The 14,058-nt window shown below is 74.6% G+C and carries 13 protein-coding genes; 5 read left to right on the forward strand and 8 right to left on the reverse strand.

The features are described from left to right. Positions 1-104: 104 nt before the first annotated feature. The 3 genes from ACIBEC_RS14580 to ACIBEC_RS14590 all read right to left on the reverse strand — a co-directional run bounded on the left by ACIBEC_RS14580 (position 105) and on the right by ACIBEC_RS14590 (position 2,217). Entirely contained in the window at positions 105-677 is a 573-nt protein-coding gene (locus ACIBEC_RS14580; RefSeq protein ID WP_360508005.1) for a dihydrofolate reductase family protein, read from the reverse strand. A 104-nt stretch (positions 678-781) separates the two neighbouring features. After that, positions 782-1,519, reverse strand: a complete 738-nt coding sequence (locus tag ACIBEC_RS14585) for an SRPBCC domain-containing protein (protein ID WP_360508008.1) — start codon at positions 1,517-1,519, stop codon at positions 782-784. Next, entirely contained in the window at positions 1,516-2,217 is a 702-nt protein-coding gene (locus tag ACIBEC_RS14590; protein ID WP_360508011.1) for a helix-turn-helix domain-containing protein, read from the reverse strand. The genes ACIBEC_RS14585 and ACIBEC_RS14590 overlap by 4 nt, the downstream gene beginning before the upstream one ends. A 203-nt stretch (positions 2,218-2,420) precedes the next feature. On the opposite strand from ACIBEC_RS14590, the gene ACIBEC_RS14595 reads away from it, so the two are divergent. The 3 genes from ACIBEC_RS14595 to ACIBEC_RS14605 all read left to right on the forward strand — a co-directional run bounded on the left by ACIBEC_RS14595 (position 2,421) and on the right by ACIBEC_RS14605 (position 8,434). Next, entirely contained in the window at positions 2,421-3,239 is an 819-nt protein-coding gene (locus ACIBEC_RS14595; protein ID WP_360508013.1) for a hypothetical protein, read from the forward strand. 1 nt (position 3,240) lies between these two features. Next, on the forward strand, positions 3,241-4,986 hold the full coding sequence (locus tag ACIBEC_RS14600) for a DNA polymerase Y family protein (protein ID WP_360508016.1): 1,746 nt from the start codon (positions 3,241-3,243) through the stop codon (positions 4,984-4,986). Positions 4,987-5,119: 133 nt separating this feature from the next. Further along, positions 5,120-8,434 (forward strand): error-prone DNA polymerase, encoded by a 3,315-nt coding sequence (locus ACIBEC_RS14605; RefSeq protein ID WP_360508019.1) that lies wholly within the window; start codon positions 5,120-5,122, stop codon positions 8,432-8,434. 17 nt (positions 8,435-8,451) lie between these two features. Here ACIBEC_RS14605 and ACIBEC_RS14610 read toward each other — a convergent pair whose 3' ends face one another. Together ACIBEC_RS14610 and ACIBEC_RS14615 are read right to left on the reverse strand one after the other, a co-directional pair. Continuing rightward, positions 8,452-9,066: a hypothetical protein gene (locus ACIBEC_RS14610; RefSeq protein ID WP_360508022.1), complete on the reverse strand. Its 615-nt coding sequence runs from the start codon at positions 9,064-9,066 to the stop codon at positions 8,452-8,454. 49 nt (positions 9,067-9,115) lie between these two features. Then, positions 9,116-9,931, reverse strand: coding sequence for a TIGR03084 family metal-binding protein (locus tag ACIBEC_RS14615; protein ID WP_360508025.1), 816 nt, complete (start codon positions 9,929-9,931; stop codon positions 9,116-9,118). A gap of 147 nt (positions 9,932-10,078) precedes the next feature. Between ACIBEC_RS14615 and ACIBEC_RS14620 the strand changes: the two genes are divergently transcribed. Then, positions 10,079-10,861, forward strand: a complete 783-nt coding sequence (locus tag ACIBEC_RS14620) for a LuxR C-terminal-related transcriptional regulator (RefSeq protein WP_360508028.1) — start codon at positions 10,079-10,081, stop codon at positions 10,859-10,861. A 65-nt stretch (positions 10,862-10,926) separates the two neighbouring features. Here the strand turns inward: ACIBEC_RS14620 and ACIBEC_RS14625 are convergent, their stop codons facing one another. The 3 genes from ACIBEC_RS14625 to ACIBEC_RS14635 all read right to left on the reverse strand — a co-directional run bounded on the left by ACIBEC_RS14625 (position 10,927) and on the right by ACIBEC_RS14635 (position 13,739). Continuing rightward, on the reverse strand, positions 10,927-12,462 hold the full coding sequence (locus ACIBEC_RS14625; RefSeq protein ID WP_360508031.1) for an AMP-binding protein: 1,536 nt from the start codon (positions 12,460-12,462) through the stop codon (positions 10,927-10,929). Between the two features lie 51 nt (positions 12,463-12,513). Further along, complete coding sequence (locus ACIBEC_RS14630; RefSeq protein WP_360508126.1) at positions 12,514-12,912, reverse strand: MerR family transcriptional regulator; 399 nt, start codon at positions 12,910-12,912, stop codon at positions 12,514-12,516. A gap of 62 nt (positions 12,913-12,974) precedes the next feature. Then, a complete protein-coding gene (locus ACIBEC_RS14635) occupies positions 12,975-13,739 on the reverse strand; it encodes an SDR family oxidoreductase (RefSeq protein WP_360508034.1) in 765 nt (254 codons plus the stop codon). A gap of 75 nt (positions 13,740-13,814) precedes the next feature. On the opposite strand from ACIBEC_RS14635, the gene ACIBEC_RS14640 reads away from it, so the two are divergent. Then, the gene (locus ACIBEC_RS14640) at positions 13,815-14,018 is read left to right on the forward strand and encodes a hypothetical protein (RefSeq protein WP_360508037.1); all 204 of its coding nucleotides are present in this window, start codon (positions 13,815-13,817) and stop codon (positions 14,016-14,018) included. Positions 14,019-14,058 lie beyond the last annotated feature (40 nt).

Genomic DNA, 14,058 nt, shown 5'->3' on the forward strand with positions numbered 1-14,058 from the left:
GCCGGAGGTCTGTCCATCGATTTCCGGTGCCGGTCCGAGGTGTTCGACAGGCGCCCCCACAGGAGGAATTGACGAACCGTCAATCATCCTTGCGGGGGCGGAAGTCAGCGCACCACGTCGAAGACCTGCTTCTGCAGGCCGTTGCTGTAGACCTCGTGCTCGACCAGCTTCAGCTTCTGGGCGTCCTTGTCCGTGGTGCTGAACAGGCGCTTGCCCGCGCCGAGCAGCAGGGGGAAGACGATCAGGTGGTAGCGGTCGATCAGGCCGGCGTCCGAGAGGGCCCGGTTCAGGGCGGCGCTGCCGTGGACGATGATCGGGCCGCCCTCGGTCTCCTTCAGGGCGGCGACCTCGTCGAGCGAGCGCAGGATGCTGGTCTCGCCCCAGTTCGACACCAGGTCGTCGTTGGTGAGGGTGGTGGAGACGACGTACTTGGGCAGGGCCTTGTAGCGGGCGAATTCCGCCATGTCCGGCCACACCGGGCTGAACGCCTGGTAGCTGACCCGGCCCAGCAGCATCGCGCCGGCCTCCTCCTGCTCCCGGCCCTTGATCTCGAAGGCCTCGGGGACGAACTCGATGTCCTTGAAGGTCCATCCGGAGTTCCGGTAGCCGGGCTCGCCGCCGGGGGAGTCGACGACGCCGTCGAGCGAGATGAAGGCGGTGCTGATCAGGGTGCGCATCGGTGGTTCCTCTGTTCCTCGTTCTCGTGTCTGTTCGGGTGGTTCGGGCGCTCAGGCGTGGCGCTCAGGTGTCCGGGCCGGCAAGGGCGCTCAGGCTCGGGCCTTCAGGCGAGGAGCCCGGTCAGCCACCGCTGCCAGGCGGCTTCGGCCCCCTCCGGCGCCGGGCCGAAGAGGTGGTGGAACATCAGCACCAGGCCGGAGCCGTGGTGGAAGGCGTAGAGCCCGTCGGCGGTGCGGACCTCGAAGCGCTCGTCGTCCGACCAGACCACCTCGCCGTCCAGTGGCGGCAGGCCGGCCGGTTCGGCGTGGGCCCGTGCGCCCACGGCGACCGGGAGGGGCAGTGACAGGGCGCCGGCGAGGACCGTCCGGACCTCCGGCTCCGGCCGTCCGGCGGACGGTGCCGCGGCGAAGACCGGGACGGCGGTGCGTCCCGGGAAGTGGGCGAGGTACTCGCGGAGCGTGTGGAGGTGGAAGGGCCAGCCGCGGCGCAGCGCGTCGTACTCGTCCTGCCAGTCGTCGCCGAGCAGGCCGCTGTGGACGACGCGGAGCACGGTGGAGCCGCCGTCCCGGCCCTCGATCAGGTACTCGAAGGCCATGAAGCGGCCGTCCTCGGCGGTGGCCGTGCGGGTGGCCAGGCGCTTGCCGGGTTCGTAGGCGGTGATCACCGCCTCTTCGCGGTGGCCTCCGGTCTCCATGGTGGCGGTGCCGCCTTCGCGCGGGTCCAGCTCGTTGCGGCCCATGAACCAGGAGTCGATCCCCGGCCCGGTGGCGATCGCCTCCCAGACCTGCTCCGGGCTCGCCGGCAGGGCGGTCTCCAGCTCGATCTCGAACGGGTGGGTCATCGTGGGTCCTCCTGTTCCGGGGCGGTCCCGGTCGTTTCTGCGGCGGTCCCGGCGGTCCCGGTCGTTTCTGCCGGGGTCCTGGCCGGCTCCGGCGCGGTGGCGGGTGGCGCCGCCTGCGCGGCCGCGGGGATCTGGTGGAGTCCGACGATCACCCGGTGGCTGCGGCCTCCGGGGGCGGACTCGTCGTGGTAGCGGCTGACGAGGGCCGCCACGGCCTGGGCCAGGTCCTCGGCGAAGGCGGTCCGGTCGGCCGCGGAGGCGAACCGCACCTGGGCGTCGATGCCGAAGGTGGCGACCCGCCGCCGGGCCCGGGCGGCGCCGGTCAGCAGGCTCCCGACCTCCTGCACCAGCCGGGAGCCCAGGGCCAGCAGCCAGCGGGCGGAGAGCTGGTCGGGGGAGCGGTCGGGATCCGGGCTGACGGCGGCCAGGACGCCGGGGGAGATCACGTAGGAGGCCGCGGTGGCGCGGTACACCCGTTCGGTGACGTTGCCCTTGCGGCGCTCCTCGGCGAGTTCGACGAGTCCGTGCCGCTCCAGTTCCTTCAGGTGGTAGTTGACCTTCTGTCGGGGCAGGGCCAGGCGGCCGGCCAGCATGGCGGCCGAGCCGGGTTCGGCCAGGGCGGCGAGGATCCGGGCCCGGATCGGGTCCAGGGACGCCTCGGCCGCGGCGGGGTCTTCGATCACAGCGACGTCCAGCACCCCTCCAGGGTCCGTGCGACAAAAAAATTTGTCAAGGAAAAAAGACTTGTCGGTAGCCCGGTCGGCCGAGTGATATCGCCCGTCCGGCCCCCCGCCTGCGCCCGCCCGTCGGCCGCACCTGCCGCGACCTGGTACGGAGAGTGACGGGAGGGGCTACCGGGTCGGACTTGAATCTTTACGAACGGATGTTCGATCCTGGGGTTGTGTCCGTTTTCGAATCTGTTTTCGAATCCACCGCCGAGCAGCCCGCACGACCCGTGCTCCGGCCGGTGGCGCTCCCGGCTGCCGTGCCGGGGGAACCGGGCGACGGACAGGTGCAGGCCCGGGGCCTGCTGCCAGTGCCACCCGCGCTACGGGAGGTCCTGCCGGACGGCGGGCTACGACGCGGCACCGCGGTGTCGGTGGCGGGCGGGGACACCGGGCTGCTGCTGGCGCTCGCCGCCGGGGTACGGGAGACCGAGGGCGGCTGGGCAGCGGCGGTCGGGCTGCCGGACCTCGGGCTGGCCGCCGCCGAGGGATACGGGCTGGACCTGCGCCGACTGCTGGTCGCGGACGACCCGGGGCCGCACTGGGCCGAGGTGGTGTCGGTGCTGGCCGGCGCGGTCGAACTGGTCATGCTGCGTCCGGACGGGCCGGTGCCGCCGAAGCTGGCCGCCCGGCTGGCGGCGGTACTGCGGCGCAGCGGCTGCGTGCTGCTGGTGGCCGGACCGTGGCCGGGCGCGGCGCTGCGGCTGGGAGTGCGGTCCGGACGCTGGTTCGGACTGGGCGACGGCTACGGGCAGCTCGTCGGCCGGCAGGTCGAGGTGGTGGCCGAGGGCCGCGGCTCGGCGGTGCGCGGCCGGACCGCCCGGCTCTGGCTGCCGGACGAGCACGGCGCGGTGCGCCCGCTTCAGGAACGGACGTTCCTGGAACGCCCATTCCAGGAACGCTCGTTCCAAGAGCGTCCGGCCCAGGAGCAGCCGCAGCTGCAGCTGCAGCCCGTGACGGAACCGGCAGCACCACACGTCGCGGCGGTGGTCTGAGGTGCCCGGGAACGAGTGGTCCGAGGTGCCCGGGAGCGAGCTGTCCGGGACCGCCGAGGACCGAACCCCCCGGGTGCTGGTGGTCTGGTGCCCGGACTGGCCGGTGGCGGCCGTCACCGGCGACGACCCGGTGGCGGTGACCGAGGGCGGGCGGATCCTCGCCTGCTCGGCGGGCGCCCGGGCGGCCGGGGTGCGGCAGGGGCAGCGGCTCAAGCTGGCCCAGCGGCTCTGCCCGGAGCTGGAGCTGCGCGATCGCGACCCGGAGGCGGAGACCCGCCGCTTCGAGCCGGTGGTCGCGGCGGTGGAGGCGTTCACACCTCGGGTGGAGGTGATCCGTCCCGGTCTGTGCGCGATCCCGGTGAAGGGTCCGGGCCGCTACTTCGGCGGCGAGGAGGCGCTGGCCGCCAAGGTCCGTACGGCGGTGGCGGACGCTCTCGGGCGGCCGCCCGTCCCGGACGCCGTCCCGGGCGCGGTGACCCCCCGGGCCCCCAAGACCCCGGCGACCCCCGAGGCCCCGGCGACCCCCGAGGCCCCGGTGACCCCCGAGACCCCTGATACCCCCGAGGCTCCCGAGACCCCTGACGCAGCGCCGCCGAACACCCCCCACGTCCAGGTCGGTGTCGCCGACGGCCTGTTCGCCGCCGTGCTGGCCGCCCGTGCCGGGGTGCTGGTCCCGGCGGGCCGGACGGCGGAGTTCCTCTCCCCGTACCCGGTGAGCGCGCTGGGCGACGAGGCGCCGGCCGAGCTGCTCGGGCGGCTCGGCCTGCCCACCGTCGGAGCGTTCGCCGCGCTGCCGCCCGAGGCGGTCGCGGACCGTTTTGGCCCGTCCGGGACGGCCGCGCACCGGCTGGCCCGCGGGTTGCAACCGCGCCCGCTGGTGCCGCGCGACCAGGAGCCGGACCTCGCCGTCGAGCAGCGCTTCGACCCGCCGGAGCCACTGGCCGAGCCGCTGGTGTTCGTCGCCCGCACGCTGGCCGAGGCGTTGCACCGGCGGCTGGCCGGGGCCGGGCTGACCTGCCGCCGGGTGGCCGTCGAGGTGGCCTGCGCGGACGGCCGGACGGCCTCCCGGCTGTGGCGCCACGAGGGCCGGCTGTCGGCGACGGCGCTGGCCGAGCGGGTCCGCTGGCAGCTGCAGGCCTGGCAGGGTGCGGGCGTCTTCGCGGCCGCAGACGAGGGCCCCGACACCGGTTTCGTCCTACTCCGCCTGGCGCCCGACGGCCTCTCCCCGGACCAGGGCCGCCAGTTGGCGCTGTGGGGCCAGGCCGTCGCCGACGACCGGGTGGAGCGTGCGGTCGCCCGGGTGCAGGCGGTGCTCGGGCACGCCGGGTTGCGCCGGATCGAACCGGCCGGTGGGCGCGGGCCGGGGGAGCAGGCGGTCAAGGTGCCGTGGGGCGAGCCGTACGGGGCGGCGGTGCCGGCCGACGCGCCCTGGCCGGGGCGGCTGCCGGAGGTGTGGCCGGCTGTGGTGCTGCGGGAGCCCACGCCGGTGCGGGTGCTGGACGAGGCCGGGCTGCCGGTCACGGTGGACGGCCGGGCGGGGGTGTCGGCCCGGCCGGCCCTGGTCGTGGTCCGGGGGCGGGAGGAGCCGGTGGACGGCTGGACCGGGCCCTGGCCGGCGGTCGAGTACTGGTGGGACCAGTCGCTCGCCCGCCGCCGGGCGCGGTTCCAGGTCGTGGTGGGCGGCGGCCGGGCGTTGCTGCTCACCGTGGAGGGGGGTGCGTGGTACCTGGAGGCCGGCTACGACTAGCGGCCCCGGGGCCCGAAAGCCGGGGTCCGAAAGCCGGAGCCCGATAGCCGGGGCCCGATAGCCGGAGCCCGAAAGCCGGAACCCGGAGCAGGGGGGAGCAGGACGAGCACGAGAACGACGAAGGCGACCCCCGATGGGCTTCACCAGCCACCCCACCCTCCCCTGGAGCGAGCTGCACCGCCGACTGACCGGCGCGGCGCCGGACCGTACACCCGCGGCGCCGGACCGTACGGTCGTCCCGCTGCGCCGCCCCGGCCTGGAGGACCCCCCGGCCGCTCCGAAGAGCTCCGCCGAACCCTGGGCCGAGCTGCACGTCCACTCCGCCTTCAGCTTCCTGGACGGCGCCAGCGACCCGGAGGACCTGGTCGCCGAGGCGGCCCGGCTGGGTGTGGAGACCCTCGCGATCACCGATCACGACGGCCTGTACGGCGCCGTCCGGCTCGCCGAGGCGGCCCGGGGCACCGGTGTGGCCACCGTGTTCGGCGCCGAGCTGACCCTCCGCCACGAAGCGGCCGGCCACTCCCCGGGGGCGACCGGACACCCGGAGACCGGACACCCGGAGCGCGAGCACCCGGAGACCGAGCACCTGCTGGTCCTCGCCCGCGACCCGGCCGGCTACCGCCGCCTCTCCGCCGCGATCGCCGCCGCCCAGCTGGCCGGCGGCGCGAAGGGCCGCCCGGTGTACGACTTCGCGGCGCTGGCCCAGGCGCACGGCGGCCACTGGGCGGTGCTCACCGGCTGCCGCCTCGGCCGGGTCCCCGCCGCCCTCGCCGGGAAGCGCGGCGCCGATCCGGGCGCGGCCGAGCAGCGACTGCGCACCCTCACCGAGGCGTTCGGCCGCGAGAACGTGTACGTCGAACTGATCGACCAGTGGCTGCCCGGCGACGACCGGCGCAACGACGCCCTCGCCGCGCTCGCCGCCGGGCAGGGGCTGACCGCCGTCGCCTCCACCAACGCCCACCACGCCGGCCCCGCCCAGGGCCGCCTCGCGCAGAGCCTCGCCGCGCTGCACGAGCGCCGCACCCTGCAGGACGCGGTGGGCTGGACCCGGGCGGCCGGCACCGCGCACCTGCGCTCGGGCCGCGAGATGGCCGGTCGGCTGGCCCGTTTCCCGGGCGTGCAGCGGGCCACCGTCGAACTCGGCCGGGCCTGCGCCTTCGACTTCGCCGCACTGGACCCGGAGCTGCCGGGCTTCCCCGTCCCCGAGGGCGGGACCGAGATCGGCCACCTGCGCGCCCTGGTCGCGGCCGGCGGCCCGGCCCGCTTCGGCCCCGGCAACGCCGCCGCCCGCCGCCAGCTCGCCAAGGAGCTGGACGTGATCGAGGACCTCGACCTGGCCGGCTACTTCCTGATCGTGCACGACATCGTGGACTTCTGCCGGAGCCGGGAGATCTGGTGCCAGGGCCGCGGCTCGGCCGCCAACTCCGCGGTCTGCTACGCCCTCGGGATCACCGCCGTCGACCCGATCCACTACAAGCTGCTGTTCGAACGCTTCCTCTCCACCGCCCGGGACGGGCCGCCCGACATCGACCTGGACATCGAGAACCGCCGCCGCGAGGAGGTCATCCAGTACGTCTACGGCCGTTACGGGCGCGAGCACGCCGCGCAGGTCGCCAATGTGATCACCTACCGGCCCCGGCTGGCGATCCGCGACGCCGCCCGGGTGCTCGGCTACCCGCAGGGGCAGGTGGACGCGTTCAGTCGGCAGACCGACTTCCGCTCCGCCCCCGGCGCGGACGCCGTCATCCCCGCCGACGTGCTCTCGCTCGCCACCCAACTCCACGGCCTGCCACGCCACTTGGGCATCCACTCGGGCGGCATGGTGCTCGCCAAGGAGCCGATCGGCGAGATCTGCCCGACCGAGTGGGCCCGGATGCCCGGGCGCTCCGTCCTGCAGTGGGACAAGGAGTCCACCGCCGGTGCCGGACTGGTGAAGATCGACCTGCTCGGCCTCGGCATGCTCGCCGCACTGCACGACGCCTGTGACCTGGTGGCGGAACACCACGGCCTGCGCCACGACCTGGCCACCATCCCGGACGACGACAAGGGCGTGTACGCGATGCTGCGTCGGGCCGACACCGTCGGCGTGTTCCAGGTCGAGTCCCGCGCGCAGATGGCGACCCTGCCCCGGCTCAAGCCGGACCACTTCTACGACCTGGTGGTCGAGGTCGCGCTGATCCGCCCCGGCCCGATCCAGGGCGGATCCGTCCACCCGTACCTGCGCCGCCGCGCCGGGGCGGAGCCGCCCGGCTGCCCGCACCCGCTGATGGAGAACGCGCTCGGCAAGACCCTCGGGGTGCCGCTGTTCCAGGAGCAGATGATGCAACTCGCCATCGACTGCGCCGGGTTCAGCCCCGCCGAGGCCGACCGGCTGCGGCAGGCGATGGGCGCCAAGCGCTCGCACGAGCGGGTCGCCCGGCTTCGCGAGCGGCTGCTGGGCGGGATGGCCGAGCGCGGCATCCCGCCGGAGGTCGCCGAGGACGTCTACGGCAAGATCGAGGCCTTCTCCCACTACGGCTTCCCGGAGAGCCACGCGATCAGCTTCGCCTACCTGGTGTACGCCAGCGCCTGGCTCAAGTACCACTTCCCCGCGGCCTTCACCTGCGCCCTGCTGGCCAACCAGCCGATGGGCTTCTACTCGCCGCTCAGCCTGGTCGCGGACGTCCGGCGGCACGGCGTGCGGGTGCGCGGGGTGGACGTCAACGCCAGCGGGGCGCGCCCCACCCTGGAGCCGTACCGGGGGCCGACCCCGAAGCCGCCGCTGACCGCCGGCCGCCCGCAGCCGGCCATCCGGCTCGGCCTGGAGACCGTCCGAGGCATCGGCACCCCGCAGGCCGAGACGATCGTGGCCGGACAGCCGTACGTCGACCTGGAGGACTTCGCCCGCCGCACCGGCCTGCCCGCGCCCGTCCTGGAGGCACTGGCGACGGCGGGCGCCTTCGACTGCTTCGACCTGACGAGACGTCAGGCGCTGTGGACTGCAGGGGCGTTCGCCGGAATCTCGGCCGAACTGATCCCCGGCACCACGCCCGGCACCGAGGCGCCGGACCTGCCCGGCATGAGCCCGGTCGAGGAGACCATCGCCGACCTGTGGGCCACCGGAACCTCCGCCACCAGCCACCCGCTCCAGCACCTGCGCACCCAGCTGGAACGCGGCGGAGCGCTGTCGGCCGCCCAGCTCCCGGACGTGCCACCGGGGACGGCGGTGGTGATCGGCGGCCTGGTCACCCACCGGCAGCGGCCGCCGACGGCCGGCGGGGTGCTCTTCCTCAGCCTGGAGGACGAGACCGGCCTGATCAACGTGATCTGCAACCGCCCGGTCTGGGAGTCCCAGCGCCGCACCGCCCTGGACCGGGCCGGACTGCTGGTCCACGGCCACATCGAGCGCGACCGGGGTGCCACCAACCTGATCGCCACCCGGCTCACCCCGCTGCGGATCGGCCTCTGATCGGCTCACCGAACGGATCAGCCCGCCGGGTAGCCGATCTCCGCGAGGTCCTCGGCCAGTTCGTCCAGGTCCGTCTCCGCGTTGAGCGCCGCCACCACGGCCGGGGTGAGCGGGCGCAGCGCCAGGACGTGCCCGATCGCGGCGAGGTCCAGCGCCTGCTCCGGCTCGAAGTAGTCCTCGGCCCACTGCCGGTAGGCCTCGGCCGACCCGTCGGCGAGCAGCTCGAACAGGTGGTCCGCGCCGCGCTCGGCCGCCGCACCCCGCCAGGAGTCGTCGCCCTGGCCGCGCCAGAAGCAGCGGGTGACCGTCGGCCCGTCCTCGTCTCCGAGGGCGGGCTCCTCGGCGAAGCGGCGGAACTCCTCGGGCACGGCCGCGAGCAGCTCCGGGGCGTTGGGCGCCTCGTGGTCGAAGGCCCGCCCGTAGGCGCCGACGGGGGAGAAGATCACGCACCAGTCGTCGCCCTGGCCGTTGCGCATCGAGGCCAGTTCCTCGCCCTCGTCCCAACGGGAGTCGAAGGAGTGGTACCGCGACTCCCAGTCGTCCGGGCTGAGGATCGCGTCGAGCATGGCGAGGCCGCGGCAGCGGTCGCGCAGGGCAGGGACGTCGGGCAGGCGGCTGAGCAGGTCGTTCATGCCCGCCATTGTCCCCGAAAGGCCAGACACCCCTGACGGCCGGGGCCGTTCAGGCGCCGGAGGCCGGCTGCCGCCCCTTGCCGGGAGGCCCCGCGAAGGTCTGGGCGATCGGCAGCCAGGCGGTAGCGACCGGGCCGGTGGCGGTCAGGGCCAGGTCGTCGCGGTGGCGGCGCTGGGTCACCAGCAGGCAGAAGTCCAGGGCGGGGCCGGTGACCACGTCCGTGGCGTCGGCCGGTCCGAGGGGCCACGAACTCCCGTCGGGGGCGGTCAGTTCGAGCCGGACCGGGGCCTCCGGCGCGGGTAGCCCGTGTGCGGCGAAGGCGAAGCCCAGGGTGCGCAGGCCCAGATGGGCGATGTGCCGCAGCCGGTCGGTGGGCTCCCGGGCCGCGCCGAGGGCGTCCGCGACGTCCTGGCCGTGCGCCCAGGTCTCCATCAGCCGGGCGGTGACCATCGAGGTGGGCTTCATCGGCGGCCCGAACCAGGGCAGCCGGACGTCGGCAGGGGCGGCGGCCAGGGCGGCCTGCACCTCCTCCCGACCGGTACGCCAGCGGTCGAGCAAGGCGTCGGGCTCGGCGGCCGCGCCCTCCCGGGCACCCTCCTCGACGGGGTCGGCCCCGGCGGCCAGCAGCTCGGTGAAGCGGCCGCCGAGTGAGGCAGTGAAGCCCTCCGGGTCGCGGGCGGCCAGCGCGGTCCAGCCGTCGGTCCAGGCCAGATGGGCGATCTGGTGTGCGACCGTCCAGCCTTCGGCGGGGGTCGGCCGGGCCCAGTCCTCGGCCGGCAGTCCGGCCACCAGCGCGTCCAGGACGGCGGTCTCGGCCCGCAGGTCGGCCAACAGGCCGCGCAGGACGGCGTTCGGGTCGGTCATCGTCTTCCCTCCGGGGCACGGCAGTTGCTACCCGTCGGTAGCCTGCGCCCGCACCCTATGCCCGGCGGGCCGACGGCGTCCGCCACTCCACGAAACACCCACGTCAGGACTCTCGCCACCGGCCGTACCGCGTGTGACAATTCCGCGATGACCAGGGCTGCGGACTCCCTCGCCGCTGCGCGACCCGTCGACGACGCCGCGCGACCCGAACGCGACCCCGACGTCGCCGTGCGGGCCGCCGAGCTGGTGCGGGACGCCGTGCTCGGCGACCTCGCGCGGCGGGTGGTGGCGGAGTGCGGCGTGGATGTCGGGCTGGTCGGGGTGCCGGAGCCGCTGCCCGGGCGTGGGAAGGGCGGCGAGGGCATGGTGCTGCGCCACTGGGCCGGCACCCGGGCGGACCTGCTGCACAACGTGGCGGTTCCGGCCGGGCTCGGTCTCGGCGGACGCGCGCTCGCCGAGCGCGCGCCCACCTGGGTGCCCGACTACCGTGCGGCGACGACCATCTCGCACCAGTACGACCCGGCCGTCGCCGCCGAGGACCTGTACGCGATGCTGACCGTCCCGCTGATGGACGGCGACACCGTGCACGGCGTGGTGTACGCCTCGGTGCGCGCCGTCGTTCCGTTCGGGGACGTCCGGATCTCCGCCGTCGGCACCTTGGCCCGGGCCGCCGCCCGGGCGCTCGCCGGGGCCGCCGCCTGGAGCCGCGCGAAGCCCCGGCCGGCCGGCCCCGTACGGCCGTTGACCCCGCGCGAGCACGAGGTGCTGCGCTGGGCGGCGACCGGCCGGACCAACCCGGAGATCGCCGCCCGACTGGGCCTGACCTGCAACACCGTGACCGGCTACCTCAAGTCCGCGATGCACAAGCTCGGTGTCCGCAACCGGACCGAACTCGCCCTGGCGGCCAGGGAATCAGGCCTCGTCCACTGAGTCGCGGCCAAGCCGCTGCCGAGCCGCCGCACCAGGTGGGCCGCCGCATCGCGTGAGCCGCCGGATCAGTTGACCTGGCGCTCCCGCCCGGTCCAGTACGGCTCGCGCAGCCGGAACTTCTGCAGCTTCCCGGTGGCGGTGCGCGGCAGCGCGTCCCGGAACTCCACCGAGGTGGGCGCCTTGTAGCCGGCCAGCCGCTGCTTGCAGTGCGCGATCAACTCGGCCTCGCTGACCGGCCCGTGGCCCTCCCGGAGGACCACCAGCGCCTTCACCGTCTCGCCCCACTTCTCGTGCGGCACCCCGATCACCGCGGCCTCGGCGACTGACGGGTGGCTGTACAGGCAGTCCTCCACCTCGATCGAGGAGACGTTCTCCCCGCCGCTGATGATGACGTCCTTCTTCCGGTCCGAGATGGTCAGTTGGCCGTCCACGAGGGTGCCGCCGTCGCCGGTGTGGAACCACTCGTCGCGCAGCGCCTCGGCGGTCGCCTCCGGCTGCTGCCAGTAGCCGTCCAGCACGGTGTTGGAGCGCACGAGCACCTCGCCCTGGCCGTCGACCTGCAGCTGGGTGCCGAGCGCCGGGGCGCCGGCCTGCACCAGCTTCTCGGCCCGCTCGGCCGCCGGCAGCGCGTCCCACTCGGCCCGCGAGCGGTTCACCGTGACGATCGGCGCGGTCTCGGTCAGGCCGTAGAGCTGCATGAACTCCCAGCCCAGCTGCTCCTCGACCTGCTGGACCACCGAGGTCGGCGGCGGGGCGCCGGCCACGATCATCCGCACCCGGTCGCGGCCCGGCACCGGGCCGTCCCAGTCGGCGGCCGCGTCCAGCACCATCTGGACCACGGCGGGCGCACCGGACAGGAATGTCACCCCGTGCCGCTCGACCCGGCGCAGGATCTCCGCGCCGTCCACCTTGCGCAGCACGATGTGCCGGGCGCCGAGCCCGGTGAGGGAGAACGGCAGGCCCCAGCCGTTGGCGTGGAACATCGGCAGGGTGTGCAGGTAGGTGTCCCGGTCGTTGGCGCCGTAGTGCAGGCCCATCAGCGTCGCGTTCAGCCAGACGTTGCGGTGGGTGAGCTGAACGCCCTTGGGGCGGGCGGTGGTTCCGCTGGTGTAGTTGATGGTGGCGGTGTCGTTCTCGGAGACCGCGTACCGCCGGGGGGAGTTGTCGAAGTCGTACAGCAGGGCGTCGCTGTCCGCGCCGATCACGAACTTGTGCTTGGCCACCACCCCGCTCAGCGCGTCGGCGAGTTCGGGGTCGACCAGGAGGACGGAGGCGCCGCTCTGCTCGACGATGTACGACACCTCCTCGGCCTTCAGCCGGAAGTTCACCGGCACCAGTACCCGGCCGTGCCCGCTCACGCCGAAGAAGGAGGTGAGCAGCCGCGCCGAGTTGTGCGAGACGACCGCGACCCGCTCGCCGGGCCCGACGCCCAGCCGGTCCAGCCCGGCCGCCTGGGCCCGGGCGAGTTCGGCGACACGGCGGTAGCTCAGCTCGCCCCAGGATTCGGCAGGCTGCACCGGCTCGTCGACGATGCCGACCCGGTCGCCGTAGACCAGCTCGGCCCGGTCGAGGAAGTCCATCACGGAGAGTGGAATCTGCATGCGCCTACTGTCCTCTCCCACCTGCTCCCTGCACACCCCCGATCGGGGGTGTCACCCTTCCGCAGCACCTCCGGTCGCCGTCGGGACGGCCGCTCCGGTCGCTTCGGGAGCGGCCGCCAGGGCCGCCGCCAGCCGGTCCCGCGCCTCCGTCTGGGCGGCGATCCGGCGCTCAAGCACCGCCAGCCGCTCCCGGGCGACCGCCAGCACCCGCTCGGACGGCCGGTTCGCCAGCACGTCCCCGTCCAGGCAGCCGAGCAGCGGCCGGACGTCGTCCAGGGTGAGCCCGGCACCCACCAGCGCGCGGATGTTGCGCACCCGGGCGGCCGCCGACTCCGCGTAGTCGCGGTAGCCGTTCGGCTCGCGCTCGGAGTCGATCAGCCCGGCCTGCTCGTAGTGCCGCAGCGCCCGGACCGTCGCGCCCGTCGCCCGCGCCAGCTCGCCGATCCGCACCCGTACGGCCCCCATCGTCCCTGCACCGGGCATCGCTTCACCGGTTGCCACTTCACCGGTCGTCACCGCACCAGCGCGCCCCCGTCGACGGACAACACTACGCCGGTCACGAACGAGGCCTGCGGCGAGGCGAGTTGCACGATCGCCCAGGCCACCTCCGCCGGGTGGCCGATCCGGCCCAACGGGGTGTGCGCGAGCTGCCAGGCCCGCAGCGCCGCCAGCCGCTCGGGGCCGTGCCCCGCGTGCTCGCCGATGGGCGTCTCGATCGCCCCCGGTGCCACCGCCACCACCCGGACCCCGCGCGGGGCCAGCTCCACCGCCCAACTGCGGGTCACCGTCTCCAGTGCGGCCTTGCTCGCCGCGTACACCGAGCCAGTGGGCCAGCCGCGCTGCCCGACGGCGGTGCTGACGTTGACCACCACGCCCCGGCTGTGCGCCAACGCCGGCAGCGCGGCCTGCCCGAGCAGCACCGGGGTGACCAGGTTGGTGGCCAGCAGCGCCTCGACGCCGTCCCGGGTGTACCCGCCGAGCTGCCCGCCGCTGCCGGTGATGCCCGCGTTGTTGACCAGTACGTCCAGTCGCCCGAACCGTTCCAGCGCCGCCCGGACGATCGCCTCCGGCGCGTCCGGCCCGGTCACGTCGACGGCCAGCGGTTCGATCAGCGACGGGTACGCGGCCGCCGTCTCCGCCAGCGGCTCCGGCCGCCGCCCGACCGCCAGCACCCGCGCCCCTTCGGCCGCGAAGGCCCGCGCGGTCTCCCGCCCGATCCCCGTTCCGGCGCCGGTGACCACCACGCCCCGACCCTCTGCTGCGTTCACAGTGTCCATGGGGCAACCCTCCGACCCTGCCGCCAGCGGCAGGGTCAAGCGGGAGTGTCGGAGCCGACCGTCACAATGCGGCGCATGACCGACCATGACACCGAGCCCGCGCCCGTACCCGCGCCCGCGCCCGCGCCTGCGCCCGCTGCCGAGGAGGACACCCCGCTGACCGTCCGGGAGGCGTACAACCGCTCCCTGGCCGGGGGACAGGAGCCGAGCCCTCCACTTGCTGAGCCCGACGCGAACAACGGGCCCGCAGCGCCTGCCGAGCCGCCGCCCGCCTGCTAGGAAGGTCGCAACGCACGGTCAACCACCTACGGGGAGCACA

It is taken from the genome of Kitasatospora sp. NPDC051164, assembly GCF_044455625.1.
GTDB lineage: Bacteria > Actinomycetota > Actinomycetes > Streptomycetales > Streptomycetaceae > Kitasatospora.

Bases quoted from the DNA above. Each gene is read 5' to 3' on its own strand.
- ACIBEC_RS14580 (WP_360508005.1), bottom strand. From the start codon at position 677: ATGCGCACCCTGATCAGCACCGCCTTCATCTCGCTCGACGGCGTCGTC.
- ACIBEC_RS14585 (WP_360508008.1), bottom strand. From the start codon at position 1,519: ATGACCCACCCGTTCGAGATCGAGCTGGAGACCGCCCTGCCGGCGAGC.
- ACIBEC_RS14605 (WP_360508019.1), top strand. From the start codon at position 5,120: ATGGGCTTCACCAGCCACCCCACCCTCCCCTGGAGCGAGCTGCACCGC.
- ACIBEC_RS14610 (WP_360508022.1), bottom strand. From the start codon at position 9,066: ATGAACGACCTGCTCAGCCGCCTGCCCGACGTCCCTGCCCTGCGCGAC.
- ACIBEC_RS14615 (WP_360508025.1), bottom strand. From the start codon at position 9,931: ATGACCGACCCGAACGCCGTCCTGCGCGGCCTGTTGGCCGACCTGCGG.
- ACIBEC_RS14620 (WP_360508028.1), top strand. From the start codon at position 10,079: ATGACCAGGGCTGCGGACTCCCTCGCCGCTGCGCGACCCGTCGACGAC.
- ACIBEC_RS14625 (WP_360508031.1), bottom strand. From the start codon at position 12,462: ATGCAGATTCCACTCTCCGTGATGGACTTCCTCGACCGGGCCGAGCTG.
- ACIBEC_RS14635 (WP_360508034.1), bottom strand. From the start codon at position 13,739: ATGGACACTGTGAACGCAGCAGAGGGTCGGGGCGTGGTGGTCACCGGC.
- ACIBEC_RS14640 (WP_360508037.1), top strand. From the start codon at position 13,815: ATGACCGACCATGACACCGAGCCCGCGCCCGTACCCGCGCCCGCGCCC.